The sequence below is a fragment of the Citrobacter sp. RHB35-C17 genome, from assembly GCF_013816795.1.
GTDB classification, from domain to species: domain Bacteria; phylum Pseudomonadota; class Gammaproteobacteria; order Enterobacterales; family Enterobacteriaceae; genus Citrobacter_A; species Citrobacter_A amalonaticus.
The window spans coordinates 908,086-923,290 of sequence record NZ_CP057150.1 but is presented as its reverse complement, the minus strand read 5'-3'; the positions used below and the strand labels follow the sequence as shown (position 1 = coordinate 923,290).

The window sequence follows — 15,205 nt, the reverse complement described above, 5'->3', positions numbered from 1 at the left end:
TTTACGCCATTCACTTCTCAATTCAGGCGATGCAAAAGGCACCGCTACAATTACGCCCGGGCAGCCCGGATCACTTCATTTGCGACACGCTCGGTGGCATCCGGAATGGATGCAGCGCGGGCACGTTCTGCCATGGTTAACAAACTTTCTCGCGACCACCCGGACAGGGTGCTGGCGACGGCATCCACAGTAAACTGCGGCTGCTCGAGAATTTTGGCTGCGCCCGCTTTTTCCAGCGGCAGCGCATTCCAGTACTGCTGTCGGTCTTTATGTTGAAACGGCACAAACAGCGCCGGTAAACCGGCGGCGGCAATCTCACTTACCGTCAATGCGCCAGAACGACAGACCACCACATCGGCCCACGCGTAGGCGGCCGCCATGTCATCAATAAATTCCGTTACCTTATGCTGGGGTTGCCCCACGTCGGCATAGGCCTGTTCTACGGTCTGCTGCGCGCCTTTCCCGCTCTGATGCCAGATAGTCACCGCATCACCCAGTCTGGCGGCAACCTGCGGCAGGGTCTGGTTCAGCACGCGAGCGCCCTGCGATCCGCCGACCACCAGCACACGAATCGGACCTTCGCGTCCGGCAAGACGATCCTGCGGCAACGGCAGCGCCAGCACGTCTGTACGTACCGGGTTCCCGACCACTTCCGCATTCGGAAACGCGCCAGGAAACGCCTGCATGACCTTGGTAGCAATTCTCGCCAGCCATTTATTCGTTAACCCGGCGATACCATTTTGCTCGTGCAACACGACTGGAATGCCCAGTGACCACGCGGCCAGACCGCCGGGACCGGAAACATACCCGCCCATCCCCAGCACCACATCGGGGTTAAAACTTTTCATGATTGCGCGCGCCTGACGCCATGCGTTGAAAATACGCAAAGGGGCGGCCAACAGCGCTTTCACGCCTTTTCCGCGCAATCCGGAGATACGGATGAAGTCAATATCGATGCCATGCTTAGGGACTAAATCCGCTTCCATACGATCTGCGGTACCCAGCCAGCGAACTTCCCAGCCCTGGGACATTAAATGGTGCGCGACCGCCAGTCCCGGGAACACGTGCCCGCCGGTACCGCCCGCCATCACCATTAACCGCTTCGCTTGACCACTCATCGTGAACCTCGTGTAAACGCCTGTGCTTTTTCCAGGCGCGTTTCATAATCAATTCGCAACAAAAACATGATGGCCGTCGACATAATCAGCAAACTCGAGCCACCATAACTGATGAGCGGCAGCGTCAGACCTTTAGTTGGCAGCATGCCTGCCGCCGCACCGACGTTCACCAGAGCCTGAAAACTAAACCAGATACCGATGGAACAGGCCAAAAATCCGGAAAAACGGTGGTCGATCTCCAGCGCTTTGCGGCCAATCGACATCGCGCGAAAAGCGACGAAGAATACCATTAAAAGCGCCAATACCACACCGATATAACCCAGTTCTTCCCCAATGATGGCGAAGATAAAGTCCGTATGCGCTTCCGGCAGATACTCCAGTTTCTGTACCGAGTTGCCCAGCCCCTGCCCCCACATTTCACCGCGACCGAATGCCATCAGTGACTGGGTAAGCTGGTATCCGCTACCAAACGGATCTTCCCACGGGTTCCAGAACGAGGTTACGCGGCGAATACGATACGGTTCGGCGAGAATCAGCAGTACGACCGCAGAAATCCCCATGCCGATAATGGCAATGAACTGCCACAACTTTGCCCCAGCCAGAAACAGCATCGCCAGCGTGGTCACGAACAGCACGACCACCGTACCGAGGTCAGGTTGCGCCAGCAGCAGGATCGCCAGTACCAGAATCACGCCCATCGGCTTTAAAAAGCCGCGCAGGTTATTACGAACTTCGTCAACCTTGCGCACCAGGTAGTTCGCCAGATAGCAGAACAGCGACAGCTTGGTAAATTCCGCAGGCTGAATACGCAGAGGACCTAATGCAATCCAACGCGATGCCCCGTTCACCGAACTCCCCACCACCAGCACGATCAACAGCATAATGATCGAGGCGATCAGCATCGTGGTACTGTATTTCTGCCAGAACTCCATCGGCAGACGCAGCGTGATCAGCGCCAGACAAAATGCCAGAAAAATATAGAGCGCATCACGCTTGGCAAACAGAAACGGATCGCCCGCCAGACGCTGCCCAACGGGCATGGATGCCGACGTCACCATGATGAAACCGATCGCCGCAAGGCCTAACGTCAGCCATAGCAGCACGCGATCGTACATGATCAGACTGTCAGAATCTTTGTCCCGTGAGGCCATCACCCAGCCTTTAAGCGCCGCAAAGATCCATCCCAGGATGCCAAATCCCGGCAGGCGCGGCAGTCTCAGGCGAGGGAGAGATAAACGCATCAACCCAGCTCCTTTGCCAGACGGGTAAAGACATCACCCCGTTGCTCAAAATTCTTAAACTGATCGAGGCTGGCGCAGGCCGGAGACAACAGCACCATATCGCCTGACTTCACGCGCGGCGCCAGCAGGCGCATCGCCTCTTCCATCGTCTCGGTTTGTTCCGCAATTTCCGGGCGCAGCGCCGCCAGTTGCGCGCCATCCCGACCAAAACAGTACAACCGTACGCGATCGCCTTCCAGACAACGACTCAGCGAAGAGAAGTCCGCCGATTTACCATCGCCGCCCAGCAACAGATGCAGCGTGCCATCAACATGCAGGCCGTTCAGCGCCGCTTCGGTGCTGCCGACGTTGGTCGCTTTCGAGTCGTTAATCCAGCGCACACCGTTATGATCCAGCGCTAACTGGAACCGATGCGCCAGACCAGTGAACGTCGTCAGCGCTTTCAGGCTGCTGGCGCGCGGTAAACCTGCCGCATCCGCCAGCGCCAGCGCCGCCAGGGCGTTGGTGTAGTTATGCTGGCCGGAAAGCTTCATCTCTTTCACGTTCAGCACTTTCTCACCCTTCACCCGCAGCCAGGTCTCGCCCTGCTGACGGTTAAGGTGATAATCGCCCATGTTGACGCCAAAGCTCACACAACGCGCATCGGCTCCACGAATCGGCATCGTCAACGCATCATCGGCATTGACCACACAGACTTTCGCATTCTCGTAAACGCGCAGTTTTGCCGCGCGATACTGTTGTAAACCAAACGGATACCGGTCCATGTGATCTTCAGTAACGTTCAGAATAGTGGCCGCGGCCGCCTGTAGGCTGAACGTGGTTTCCAGCTGGAAGCTGGAGAGTTCAAGGACATACAGTTCGCGTTCTGCATCCAGCAGCATCAAGGCGGGCAGGCCAATGTTACCGCCAACGCCGACGTTCACACCTGCCGCTTTCGCCATTTCACCTACCAGCGTCGTGACGGTGCTTTTCCCGTTCGAACCGGTGATCGCCACAATCGGTGCCTGCGCTTCACGGCAAAACAACTCGATATCGCCAACAATCTCAACACCCGCATCAGCCGCTGCGCTCAGTGACGGATGCGCGAGGGCGATACCAGGGCTTGCCACAATCAGATCCGCCGCCAGCAGCCAGTCGTCATTCAGACTGCCGACATGACGCTCTACTGCCTCCGGTAACTTATCCAGTCCCGGCGGTGTCGCACGGGTATCCATCACGCGAGGGGTTACGCCACGAGCGAGGAAAAAGTCCACGCAAGAGAGTCCGGTTAATCCCAGACCGATAATGACGACGTTTTTACCCTGGTAATCAGCCATGATTAACGTACCTTCAGCGTTGCCAGGCCAATCAGGACCAGCATCAGCGAAATAATCCAGAAGCGCACAATCACGCGCGGTTCCGGCCAGCCTTTCAGTTCATAGTGGTGATGAATCGGCGCCATGCGGAAGATACGCTGCCCGCGCAACTTGAAGGAACCGACCTGCAATATCACCGACAAGGTCTCCACGACAAATACCCCACCCATGATCACCAGCAGGAACTCCTGACGCAGCAGCACGGCGATAATGCCAAGCGCGCCGCCCAGCGCCAGCGATCCGACGTCGCCCATGAAGACCTGCGCCGGATAGGTGTTAAACCACAGAAATCCTAAGCCCGCGCCGACAATCGCCGTACAGACGATTACCAGTTCGCCGGCATGACGTAAGTACGGAATATGCAGATAGTTAGCAAAATTCATGTTACCGGTCGCCCACGCCACCAGCGCGAATCCCCCCGCGACGAAGACGGTTGGCATAATCGCCAGACCATCCAGACCGTCAGTCAGGTTCACCGCATTCCCGGTGCCGACAATCACGAAATACGCCAGCAGAACGTAGAACAGCCCCAACTGCGGCATGACGTCTTTGAAGAACGGCACCACCAGCTCTGTCGCTGGCGTGTCTTTCCCGGCGAGGTACAGTGCGAAAGCAACACCCAGCGCAATGACCGACATCCAGAAGTATTTCCAGCGCGCAATCAGGCCTTTGGTGTCTTTGCGGACCACTTTGCGGTAGTCATCGACGAAGCCGATAATGCCGTAACCAATCAACACCACCAATACGCACCAGACGTACGGGTTTGACGGGTAGGCCCACAGCAGAACGGAAATAACGATCGCCGTCAGGATCATGATCCCACCCATCGTCGGCGTGCCGCGCTTGCTGAAGTGGGACTCCGGACCATCGTTACGTACAACCTGACCGAAGGAGAGTTTTTGCAGACGGGCGATCATGCGCGGGCCCATCCACAATGAGATGAACAGTGCGGTCAGCAGGCTGACAATGGCGCGAAACGTCAGATAGGAAAAGACGTTAAAGCCGGAATAATATTTGACCAAATGTTCGGCCAGCCAAACTAGCATGATCCTTTCTCCTGTAATGCGCGTACGACCTCTTCCATGGCGGCACTACGTGAACCTTTCACCAAAATGGTAATTATCTGTTGCTCTGCAATCAGCGTCTGCAGACGCGCGATCAGCGCGGCTTTATCCGCAAAATGTTCGCCGACGCCACTCGCATCGCTGATAGCCTTGCTCAGTTTCCCTGAACTCAATACGCAGTCGATGCCTGCCGCTTTCGCCGCCTCACCGACCTGCACGTGGCAGGCTTCGCTTTCTGCGCCCAGTTCGGCCATATCGCCGACAACCAGCACACGGTAACCCGGCATTTCGGACAGCACCTGTACCGCGGCGGTCATTGACCCGACGTTGGCGTTATACGAATCATCAAGCAGCAGTTGGTTTTCCGCTAACTGGACAGGGAACAGACGGCCCGGTACCGCTTTTAAATTTGCCAGACCGGTTTTGATCGCCTCCAGCGTCGCGCCAACAGCCATCGACAACGCTGCCGCCGCCAGGGCATTGGCGATATTGTGACGTCCGGGCAATGGCAGCAGTACATCAATGCTTCCGCCAGGCGTTTGCAGTAAAAATTCGGTGCCATGTGACGTCACATGGACATTGGTGGCAGTGAAATCGCTGTTGGTAGCATTCGGTGAAAAACGCCAGACTTTTCGATCGCCGATAATGTTCTGCCAGTTCAACCAGTCATTGTTATCGGCATTCATAATGGCAATGCCGTTTTCAGGCAGACCGGTAAAAATTTCGCCCTTCGCCTTCGCCACTCCCGCCAGCGAACCGAAGCCTTCCAGATGCGCCGCCGCCAGGTTGTTGACCAGTGCCGCTTCCGGACGCGTCAGGCTGACGGTCCAGGCGATTTCGCCCTGGTGGTTGGCACCTAACTCAATGACCGCATAGTCATATTCCTGGGTTAAGCGCAGCAGCGTCATCGGTACGCCAATGTCGTTATTCAGGTTGCCTGCGGTATAGAGCGTATTGCCACACTGGCTGAGAATCGCCGCCGTCATCTCTTTCACAGATGTTTTACCGGACGAGCCGGTTAACGCCACCACGCGTGCCGGAACCTGAGCGCGAACCCACGCAGCCAGTTCGCCGAAGGCCAGACGGGTGTCTTGCACAATCACCTGTGGCAAATCAACCGCCAGCGGACGGCTAACCAAGAGTGCGCCCGCCCCCCCCTCTTTTGCCTGTTCGGCAAAATCGTGAGCATCAAAACGTTCGCCTTTGAGCGCCACAAACAGGCAGCCCGGCGTCAGCTTACGCGTATCGGTGGTGACGGCATCAAGGGACAGATCGCCCCCTTTCAGTTCGCCGCCGAGAATACCGGCGAGTTGGCTGAGCGTTACGCGAATCATGCGATCACCCCCAGCAGGCGCGCCGCAGTTACGCGGTCGGAATAGTCGAGACGCTGCGTACCGACAATCTGGTAATCCTCGTGCCCTTTACCTGCCACCAGCACGACATCGTTATCTTTCGCCTGCATAATGGCGTTGGTCACCGCTTCGGCACGGCCTTCCATCACTTTTGCACGACCAGCATCCAGCATACCTGCCAGAATGTCGTCGATAATGGCGCGCGGCTCTTCAGTACGCGGGTTGTCGTCCGTTACGACCACAACATCAGCGAACTCTTCGGCAATCGCCCCCATCAGTGGGCGCTTCCCTTTGTCACGATCGCCGCCGCAGCCAAAGACGCACCAGAGTTGCCCGGTGCAGTGCAGACGCGCCGCCTGTAGCGCTTTTTCCAGCGCATCAGGGGTATGGGCATAATCGACAACCACGGTGGTTTTACCCGGCGCGCTAAAGACTTCCATACGCCCGCAAACGGGTTGCAGACGCGCAGCAGTTTTCAACAAGTCAGCCAGTGGATAGCCCAGCGCCAGCAGAGTGGCCAGCGCCAGCAACAGATTACTGACGTTAAACGCGCCCATCAGACGGCTTTCAATTTCACCCTCGCCCCAGCTTGAGGCGAAGCGGATGGTCGCGCCGCTGTCGTGATAATTCACCTCGACGGTCTTCAGCCACCGGCCATGACAGTTAGGGTTAATATGATCTTCCATTGAGACGGCCACGGCATCCGGCAGTTTCGCCAGCCAACGGCGACCGACTTCATCATCCGCGTTGATAATTGCCTGCCCACAACGGTGCGTGGAGAAAAGTAGCCATTTCGCGGCTTCGTAATGCTCCATATCGCCATGATAATCCAGATGGTCACGGCTTAAATTGGTAAACACCGAGGCGGCAAATTTCAGCGCCGCGACGCGATGCTGCACCAGACCGTGGGAAGAGACTTCCATCGCGCACAGAGTCGCACCCTGATCAACCAGCCCCGACAGCACCTGCTGAACGTCTACGGCCGAGCCGGTGGTATTTTCCGTTGGGATCACTTTACCGAGCAGGCCGTTGCCTACCGTGCCCATCACTGCGCTAGTTTCGCCGAGCAGTTGGCTCCACTGCGCCAGCAGTTGGGTCGTGGTGGTTTTACCGTTCGTGCCGGTGACGCCGACCAGACGCATGTTTTCAGATGGCTCGTGATAGAAGCGGCCCGCCAGCGCAGATAAACGCTCGTTAAGCTGGCTGAGATAGATAACCGGTACGCCGTGCATTTCACGCACTTCACCGTCGGTTGCCTCGTCTTTTGCCTCTGCAATAATGGCAGCCACACCTTGCGCTATCGCCTGCGGGATATATCGACGCCCGTCCGCCTGATGACCTTTCACTGCCACAAAGAGATCGCCCGCCGCAGCCACACGGCTGTCGAGTGTCATCTCTCGCAGTTCTCGCGCAGGTAAACCTGATACCCACGGAGCAAGAAGGTCGCGCAAATTACGATCTGCCACCTGTTCCCTCGCCTTGATTAATTACGAATTCACTTTTTTCGCCCGTTGCCAGCGCATCCGGTTCGATGTTCATGGTGCGCAGAACGCCGCCCATGATGGCACCGAATACCGGCGCGGAAACGGCGCCGCCGTAGTATTTACCCGCCTGCGGATCGTTGATAACAACAACCAGCGCGAAGCGCGGCTGACTCGCAGGCGCAACGCCTGCGGTATAAGCAATGTATTTGTTGATATAGCGGCCATCCGGACCAACTTTCTTCGCGGTACCGGTTTTAATGGCGATGCGATAACCTTTAATCGCCGCCTTCACCCCACCGCCGCCCGGCAACGCCACGCTTTCCATCATGTGCACAACGGTACGTACGGTCGATTCCGGGAAAATGCGCTCGCCGGGAACCGGGGGATCCACTTTGGTAATCGACAGCGGACGATAAACGCCATAGCTGCCAATCGTTGCGTAGACTCGCGCTAACTGTAACGGGGTTACCATTAGCCCGTAGCCGAAAGAGAAGGTGGCCCTCTCTATGTCAGACCACCGTTGTTTTTGAGGATATAAGCCACTGCGTTCTCCGACCAACCCCAAATTGGTCGCCTTTCCTAGCCCAAAACGTGAGTAAGTATCTACTAACGCTGAGGACGGCATCGCTAACGCCAGCTTAGAAACACCGACGTTACTCGACTTCTGTAAAACCCCGGTCAGGGTCAATTCGCTGTAGCGCGCCACGTCTTTGATTTCGTGGCCGTTAATTCGGTAGGGAACGGTATTGAGCACGCTGTTTTCCCGCACCACGCCGCGCTGGAGCGCGGTCATCACCACCATCGGTTTGACGGTAGAACCCGGCTCGAAAACGTCGGTAATGGTACGGTTACGCATCGCGTCTTTTGGCGTGCCGCTCAGGTTGTTCGGGTTGTAGGACGGGCTGTTCGCCATTGCCAGCACTTCGCCGGTACTCACATCAACCAGCACCGCGCTCCCGGATTCTGCCTTGTTAAACGCCACCGCATTGTTCAGTTCGCGATACACCAGCGCCTGTAGGCGTTCATCAATGCTCAGCGCGAGGTTATGCGCCGCCTGGCTGTCGGTAGAAGAGATATCTTCAATGACGCGACCGTAGCGGTCTTTACGCACAATACGCTCGCCCGGTTGACCGGTGAGCCATTTGTCAAAACTCTTCTCAACGCCTTCAATCCCCTGGCTATCCACGTTGGTAAAACCAATGAGGTGAGCGGTCACTTCGCCGGAAGGATAGTAACGACGGGACTCTTCGCGCAGATAAATACCCGGCAGCTTTAGCTTTTTGATGTAATCCGCCATATCCGGGTTTAACTGACGCGCCAGATAGATAAAACGCCCTTTCGGGTTGGCGTTGATCCGGGCAGACAGTTGATCGAGGGGAATATTCAGGGCAGTGGAGAGCGCTCTCCAGCGGTCGCCAACGGTAATGCCCCCGGCTTCATGCACCTCTTTTGGATCGGCCCAGATAGCTTTCACCGGTACGCTGACGGCCAGCGGACGGCCCGAACGGTCGGTGATCATACCGCGCGACGTTGCCACTTCCTGTACGCGAAGCGAACGCATGTCGCCCTGACGGACCAGCATGTCCGGCGCGATAATCTGCAGCCAGGCGACGCGGCCCAGCAAGAAACCCAGCGCCAGTAAAATGCAGCCGCACAGCAACGCAAAACGCCAACTGATAAAGTTGGCCTGTTCTTCCTGACGTTTTGGTTTTAGCGTTTTTGCCGCTGCTTTCATGCGTCGCGTTTTTCCTTATTTTTGCACTACGATATTTTCTTGTGAGGGATCAACATGCTGCATTTGCAGCTTCTCCGTTGCGATCCGTTCAACCCGGCTATGATCGCCGAGGGCATTCTCCTCAAGAATCAGGTTGCGCCACTCGATATCCAGCGCATCGCGCTCCAGAACCAGTTGTTCGCGTTGCGCAGTCAGTAATCGTGTGTGGTGCGCGGTTGTTACCACCGTCACCGCCGTCACAATGATGCAAATGAACAGGCAGAGTGGCAGCTTCCCAAATCGCAAAAGATCGTCACCGATCACGCCAGGCAAAGCATGGCGCTCGTTGCTTCCAATCGATCCCTTAACTTTGCTGAGGGCCTCTGTCACTCTGCTGATCATGCGTTCGTCCTCTCTGCAATACGCAGAACTGAACTACGGGCACGAGGATTCTCTGCAACCTCTTCTTCACCCGGCATCAACTTGCCTAATGCTCTTAGCTCACGACCGCCCAGTTTTTTGAGCTGCTCTTCCGTCATCGGTAATCCTGCCGGAACCTGCGGACCACGGCTTTGCTCACGCATAAAGCGTTTCACAATGCGGTCTTCCAGCGAGTGGAAACTGATGACAGAAAGCCGCCCCCCCGGGGCCAGCACGCTGAGCGAGCTTTTTAGCGCCTGCTCTATCTCCTCCAGTTCACTGTTCACCCAGATGCGCACCGCCTGGAAGGTACGGGTCGCGGGATGTTTGAATTTGTCTTTCACCGGCGTTGCCGCCGCGACCACTTCCGCCAGTTCTTTCGTGCGGGTCATGGGCTGTTCGCGGTTGCGCTCAACGATGGCGCGGGCAATACGTTTGGCAAAACGCTCTTCGCCAAAGGTTTTCAGCACCCAGGCGATATCGGCTTCTTCTGCGGTTTGCAGCCATTCAGCAGCCGACTGGCCGCGAGTGGGATCCATGCGCATATCCAGCGGGCCGTCACGCATGAAAGAGAAACCGCGCTCAGCGTCGTCAAGCTGCGGTGAAGAGACGCCAAGATCGAGAAGAATCCCGTCGATCTTGCCGGTCAGTTCGCGCTCGCCAACATAGTCAGCCAGCGCGGAGAAAGGTCCATGAATGATGGAGAAGCGAGGATCATTGATGGTCTGGGCGACGGCGATCGCCTGCGGATCGCGATCGATTGCCAGCAGACGTCCCTCTTCGCCAAGCTGCGAGAGAATGAGACGCGAGTGACCACCGCGACCAAATGTTCCATCAATGTAGATGCCATCAGGACGAATATTGAGACCGTTTACGGCCTCGTCCAGCAGCACCGTGGTGTGTTTAAAATTTTCCATCATCTTATAGAGACAAGTCCTGCAGGCGCTCCGACAACGTCCCGGTCGCACTCTGCTCAGCGTCGATATCTTCCTTGACCTGTTGATACCAGGTCGTTTCATCCCACAGTTCAAACTTATTGAACTGTCCAACCAGCATCACTTCTTTTGTCAGCCCGGCATGTTGCCGCAGGACAGGCGCCACCAACAATCGCCCGGCACTGTCCATCTGACATTCACTGGCATGCCCCAACAGTAAACGCTGCACACGGCGTTCTACCGGGTTCATGCTCGACAGACGCGATAATTTTTGCTCGATAATTTCCCATTCAGGCAGGGGGTAAAGCAGCAGGCACGGGTGATGGATGTCAATGGTACAAACCATTTGACCGGTAGCACTCTCGATCAGTTGATCCCGGTAACGGGTAGGCACAGATAAGCGCCCTTTACTGTCGAGATTGACTAACGTTGCTCCCCGGAACATGCCAGTCTCCCCCCTCATTACCACTTTGCCCCACAAATTCCCACTCAAAGGAGTTTACGGAGCGGAGGAAAAGCTTGTCAAGCGAGTCACAACGCTTACCTGAGTAAAAAACCCAATGTTTACGGCTAATATCAGCGTTGATTAAATTCTGTCCAACGAACGAAGCAAATTAACGTCATGAATATTTGTAAGAAAAAATCCCAAAACTCATCACCGCTTTAAAACGAACAATTATTCTCAGGAGGGAATATAAAGTGTCAGTTTGCGACGCGAGCGGCATTTTAGGACATATTGCATCATGAATACAGTCCCTGTTTATGGCTGCAAACACCGCGCACCAACAAGCCCGCCGAGACATTCGCGCTGGGGCGACTAAAAGTGTTTGTTAATTCGGCAATTCACGACAAGCATGTAACAAAATAATACATATCTAACCTGCCGTTACGTCTCAATAACCTGAAACCGCCTCTGTTTCGTTTAAATACGGATTATTTCGGTAAAGTTGAGAAAATTATAAGGAATAATCTTAATTATGGTGAGGGTATTGTGGAGAGGGGAGCGTTAAGTTGCGCCAGAAAAATTGTCTTCTGGCGCAGAATTCAAAAATTGACTAGCTGCGGCTTAATACGCCACGACGATAGAGATTACGTTTAATGCGTGTTAAACCAGGTTTTGGTTTACGCGGCTCATCCAGACTCGCCAGGACAATTTCCAGCACGCGCTCTGCAACATCACGATGGCGCTGCGCCACGGCCAGAACCGGGCACTGTAAGAAATCCAGCAGTTCGTTGTCGCCAAAGGTCGCAATCGCCAGGTCGGAAGGCAGCTTACCATCACGACGCAACGTCACATCCATCACCCCCTGCAACAGGGCAAATGAGGTGGTAAACAGCGCCTGCGGCATCGGATGCGTCTCCAGCCATTTTTCAAATAGCTGTGCCGCCGCGTCACGCTCATAGCTGTTGGCATACAGAAAATTCACTTCACGCGGATCGTCTTTCCAGGCAGCACGGAAACCCTGCTCGCGCAGGAAGCTCACAGACAACTCCGGCAGCGCGCCCAGATAGAGCACGGTGTCAGCCGGGAACTTACGCAACTCTGCGGCCAGCATTTCGGCATCGTCCTGATCGGCACCCACGACACTGGTAAAATGTTCACGATCTAATGCACGATCCAGCGCCACAATTGGGAAGGTATCATTGGCCCAGCGTTGATAGAACGGGTGTTCCGGCGGCAACGATGTGGAGACAATGATCGCATCAACCTGACGCTGTAAAAGATGTTCAATGCAACGCATTTCGTTATCAGGCTGATCTTCCGAACAGGCAATCAGCAGTTGATAACCACGCTGGCGCGCCTGGCGTTCAAGATAATTCGCAATACGGGTATAGCTCGTGTTCTCCAGATCCGGGATCACCAGACCGATAGAACGTGTGCGTCCAGCACGCAGCCCGGCAGCCACAGCATTCGGGTGGTAATTATGCTCACGCACCACCGCCATGACTTTTTCGACAGTCTTGTCGCTCACGCGGTATTGCTTTGCTTTTCCGTTAATTACGTAGCTTGCAGTCGTTCGCGATACACCAGCCAGCCGAGCGATTTCATCCAGTTTCACAATTGCCCCTTGCGTAAAATGTACAAACCATAACCATTGTAACGGCATGGGTTAAAATCGGTAACATCTAAGCGCAGAATAGTTACTGCGGCAACCGCTTTTATTCCGGGTTACCACGGATTTCGCAAAAAAATGCCCAACGGAGGACGTTGGGCATATGAATTAACGAAAAGAGAATGATTAGCGCATTATTTTGTCGCCGCGCGATAGTCCCACCACACCGGAACGCGCAACCTCAACGATTTTCGCCACTTCGCGCAGCGTTGCCAGAAAAGCGTCCAGCTTATCGCTGGTCCCCGCCAGCTGAACGGTGTAGAGGTTTGGCGTGACATCAATAATCTGCCCACGAAAAATCTCCGTGTTGCGTTTCACCTCTTCCCGACCATAGCCGCTGGCCTGAATCTTCACGAGCATGATTTCGCGCTCGACGTGCGCGCCGTGCCCAAGTTCGCTGACCCGCAACACATCCACCAGCTTGTGCAGTTGCTTTTCAATTTGCTCCAGTACTTTCTCGTCGCCTACCGTCTGGATGGTCATACGAGAGAGCGTCGGATCGTCCGTCGGCGCGACGGTCAGGCTCTCAATGTTGTAACCCCGCTGAGCAAAAAGGCCGATCACGCGCGACAGCGCACCGGATTCGTTCTCCAGCAGTACTGATAATATCCGGCGCATAATCAGGTCCTCTCCGTTTTACTTAACCACATTTCATCCATCCCGCCGCCGCGAATCTGCATCGGGTAGACGTGTTCGCTGCCATCGACGGTAACATCAACAAACACCAGACGACCGTTTTTCACTTGCGCCAGCGCTTCACTCAATTGACTTTCCAGTTGATCAGGACGAGAAATCTGAATGCCGACATGTCCGTAGGCTTCCGCCAGGCGAACAAAATCAGGCAGCGACTGCATATACGATTGAGAGTGACGACCCGAGTAGATCATGTCCTGCCACTGCTTCACCATGCCCAGATAACGGTTGTTCAGGTTTAGCACCAGAACCGGCAGTTTATACTGCAGCGCGGTCGACAACTCCTGAATGTTCATCTGAATACTGCCGTCACCGGTCACACAGACCACCGTTTCCTCCGGCAGCGCCATTTTTACCCCCAGTGCCGCAGGCAGGCCGAAACCCATCGTACCGAGACCACCAGAGTTGATCCAACGGCGCGGTTTATCGAAGGGGTAATAAAGGGCGGCAAACATCTGATGCTGACCCACATCCGACGTCACATACGCATCGCCATTGGTCAGACGCCAGATAGCCTCAATGACCGCCTGCGGTTTGATACTTTCGCTGTGCGTGTCATATTTCAGGCACTGACGCGCGCGCCAGCGTTCAATCTGTTGCCACCAGTCACGAATATCATCCAGCGGCTGCTGAGCGGATTCCTGCGGCAATAATTCCAGTAACTGCTCCAGCACCTGACGTGCATCCCCGACAATCGGGATATCCGCCGTCACCGTCTTGGAAATGGATGTCGGGTCGATATCAATATGCAACACCGTTGCATTCGGGCAATACTTGGCCAGATTATTCGTTGTGCGATCGTCAAAACGTACCCCAACGGCAAAAATCACATCGGCGTTATGCATCGTCATGTTGGCTTCATAAGTGCCATGCATGCCCAGCATCCCGAGCGACTGACGGTGCGTTGCGGGAAATGCCCCAAGCCCCATCAGCGAAGAGACCACCGGCAGGTTAAGCGTTTCGATGGTCTGACGCAGCTGCTCGTGGCATCCCGCCGTCACCGCCCCGCCGCCGACATAGACAACCGGTTTTTTTGCCGCAACCAGCGTTTGCAGAGCGCGCTTAATCTGCCCTTTATGGCCCGCCGTGGTCGGGTTATACGACCGCATGCTGACTGATTCTGGCCAGGAATAAGGCATTTTTTTGCCGGGATTAAGAATATCCTTCGGCAAATCCACCACCACCGGACCCGGACGACCGCTCGCCGCCAGCCAGAAGGCCTTTTTCAGCACCTGTGGAATATCTTCCGTCTGCTTCACCAGAAAACTGTGTTTCACGACCGGGCGGGAGATCCCCACCATGTCGCACTCCTGAAAGGCGTCGTAGCCAATCAACGAGGTCGCGACCTGACCGGAAAGAATCACTAACGGAATAGAATCCATATACGCCGTTGCGATTCCAGTAATCGCATTGGTGGCGCCTGGGCCGGAAGTTACCAGCACCACGCCCACTTCCCCCGTTGCCCGCGCCAGGCCATCGGCCATATGCACGGCCGCCTGTTCATGGCGGACGAGCACATGATCGATCCCACCGACCGTATGCAACGCATCATAAATATCGAGGACGGCGCCCCCGGGATAACCGAATACCTGCTTAACGCCCTGATCGATAAGCGATCGGACGACCATTTCGGCTCCAGACAACATCTCCATGGCTTGCCTCACTGAATGACGATTAATGATGTGTAAAACACCTTAACCGCTCCCCAGGGCGCA

The 15,205-nt window shown here is 55.5% G+C and carries 13 protein-coding genes; all 13 read right to left on the bottom strand.

Annotated features, from left to right (window positions below):
• Nucleotides 1–50: 50 nt before the first annotated feature.
• The 13 genes from murG to ilvI all read right to left on the bottom strand — a co-directional run bounded on the left by murG (nt 51) and on the right by ilvI (nt 15,142).
• Complete coding sequence (gene murG / locus HVZ37_RS04435; RefSeq protein ID WP_042997935.1) at nt 51–1,118, bottom strand: undecaprenyldiphospho-muramoylpentapeptide beta-N-acetylglucosaminyltransferase; 1,068 nt, start codon at nt 1,116–1,118, stop codon at nt 51–53.
• The gene (ftsW, locus tag HVZ37_RS04430) at nt 1,115–2,359 is read right to left on the bottom strand and encodes a cell division protein FtsW (protein ID WP_044255480.1); all 1,245 of its coding nucleotides are present in this window, start codon (nt 2,357–2,359) and stop codon (nt 1,115–1,117) included. The genes murG and ftsW overlap by 4 nt, the downstream gene beginning before the upstream one ends.
• Nucleotides 2,359–3,675, bottom strand: a complete 1,317-nt coding sequence (gene murD / locus HVZ37_RS04425; protein WP_181628139.1) for a UDP-N-acetylmuramoyl-L-alanine--D-glutamate ligase — start codon at nt 3,673–3,675, stop codon at nt 2,359–2,361. The genes ftsW and murD overlap by 1 nt, the downstream gene beginning before the upstream one ends.
• Nucleotides 3,676–3,677: 2 nt before the next feature.
• Nucleotides 3,678–4,760, bottom strand: a complete 1,083-nt coding sequence (gene mraY, locus HVZ37_RS04420) for a phospho-N-acetylmuramoyl-pentapeptide-transferase (RefSeq protein WP_042997938.1) — start codon at nt 4,758–4,760, stop codon at nt 3,678–3,680.
• Nucleotides 4,754–6,112 (bottom strand): UDP-N-acetylmuramoyl-tripeptide--D-alanyl-D-alanine ligase, encoded by a 1,359-nt coding sequence (gene murF / locus HVZ37_RS04415; RefSeq protein WP_044267404.1) that lies wholly within the window; start codon nt 6,110–6,112, stop codon nt 4,754–4,756. Before murF ends, mraY begins: the two co-directional genes overlap by 7 nt.
• Entirely contained in the window at nt 6,109–7,596 is a 1,488-nt protein-coding gene (gene murE, locus HVZ37_RS04410; RefSeq protein WP_181628138.1) for a UDP-N-acetylmuramoyl-L-alanyl-D-glutamate--2,6-diaminopimelate ligase, read from the bottom strand. The genes murF and murE overlap by 4 nt, the downstream gene beginning before the upstream one ends.
• Nucleotides 7,583–9,349 (bottom strand): peptidoglycan glycosyltransferase FtsI, encoded by a 1,767-nt coding sequence (ftsI, locus tag HVZ37_RS04405; RefSeq protein ID WP_042997941.1) that lies wholly within the window; start codon nt 9,347–9,349, stop codon nt 7,583–7,585. The genes murE and ftsI overlap by 14 nt, the downstream gene beginning before the upstream one ends.
• A 15-nt stretch (nt 9,350–9,364) precedes the next feature.
• A complete protein-coding gene (gene ftsL / locus HVZ37_RS04400; RefSeq protein ID WP_012904474.1) occupies nt 9,365–9,730 on the bottom strand; it encodes a cell division protein FtsL in 366 nt (121 codons plus the stop codon).
• Nucleotides 9,727–10,668: a 16S rRNA (cytosine(1402)-N(4))-methyltransferase RsmH gene (gene rsmH / locus HVZ37_RS04395; RefSeq protein ID WP_044255494.1), complete on the bottom strand. Its 942-nt coding sequence runs from the start codon at nt 10,666–10,668 to the stop codon at nt 9,727–9,729. Before rsmH ends, ftsL begins: the two co-directional genes overlap by 4 nt.
• Before the next feature lies 1 nt (nt 10,669).
• The gene (mraZ, locus tag HVZ37_RS04390; protein ID WP_044255498.1) at nt 10,670–11,128 is read right to left on the bottom strand and encodes a division/cell wall cluster transcriptional repressor MraZ; all 459 of its coding nucleotides are present in this window, start codon (nt 11,126–11,128) and stop codon (nt 10,670–10,672) included.
• A 610-nt stretch (nt 11,129–11,738) separates the two neighbouring features.
• Nucleotides 11,739–12,743, bottom strand: a complete 1,005-nt coding sequence (gene cra / locus HVZ37_RS04385; protein WP_042997944.1) for a catabolite repressor/activator — start codon at nt 12,741–12,743, stop codon at nt 11,739–11,741.
• A gap of 180 nt (nt 12,744–12,923) precedes the next feature.
• On the bottom strand, nt 12,924–13,415 hold the full coding sequence (ilvN, locus tag HVZ37_RS04380) for an acetolactate synthase small subunit (protein ID WP_042997945.1): 492 nt from the start codon (nt 13,413–13,415) through the stop codon (nt 12,924–12,926).
• Nucleotides 13,416–13,417: 2 nt separating this feature from the next.
• Nucleotides 13,418–15,142 (bottom strand): acetolactate synthase 3 large subunit, encoded by a 1,725-nt coding sequence (gene ilvI / locus HVZ37_RS04375; RefSeq protein ID WP_181628137.1) that lies wholly within the window; start codon nt 15,140–15,142, stop codon nt 13,418–13,420.
• Nucleotides 15,143–15,205: the final 63 nt, after the last annotated feature.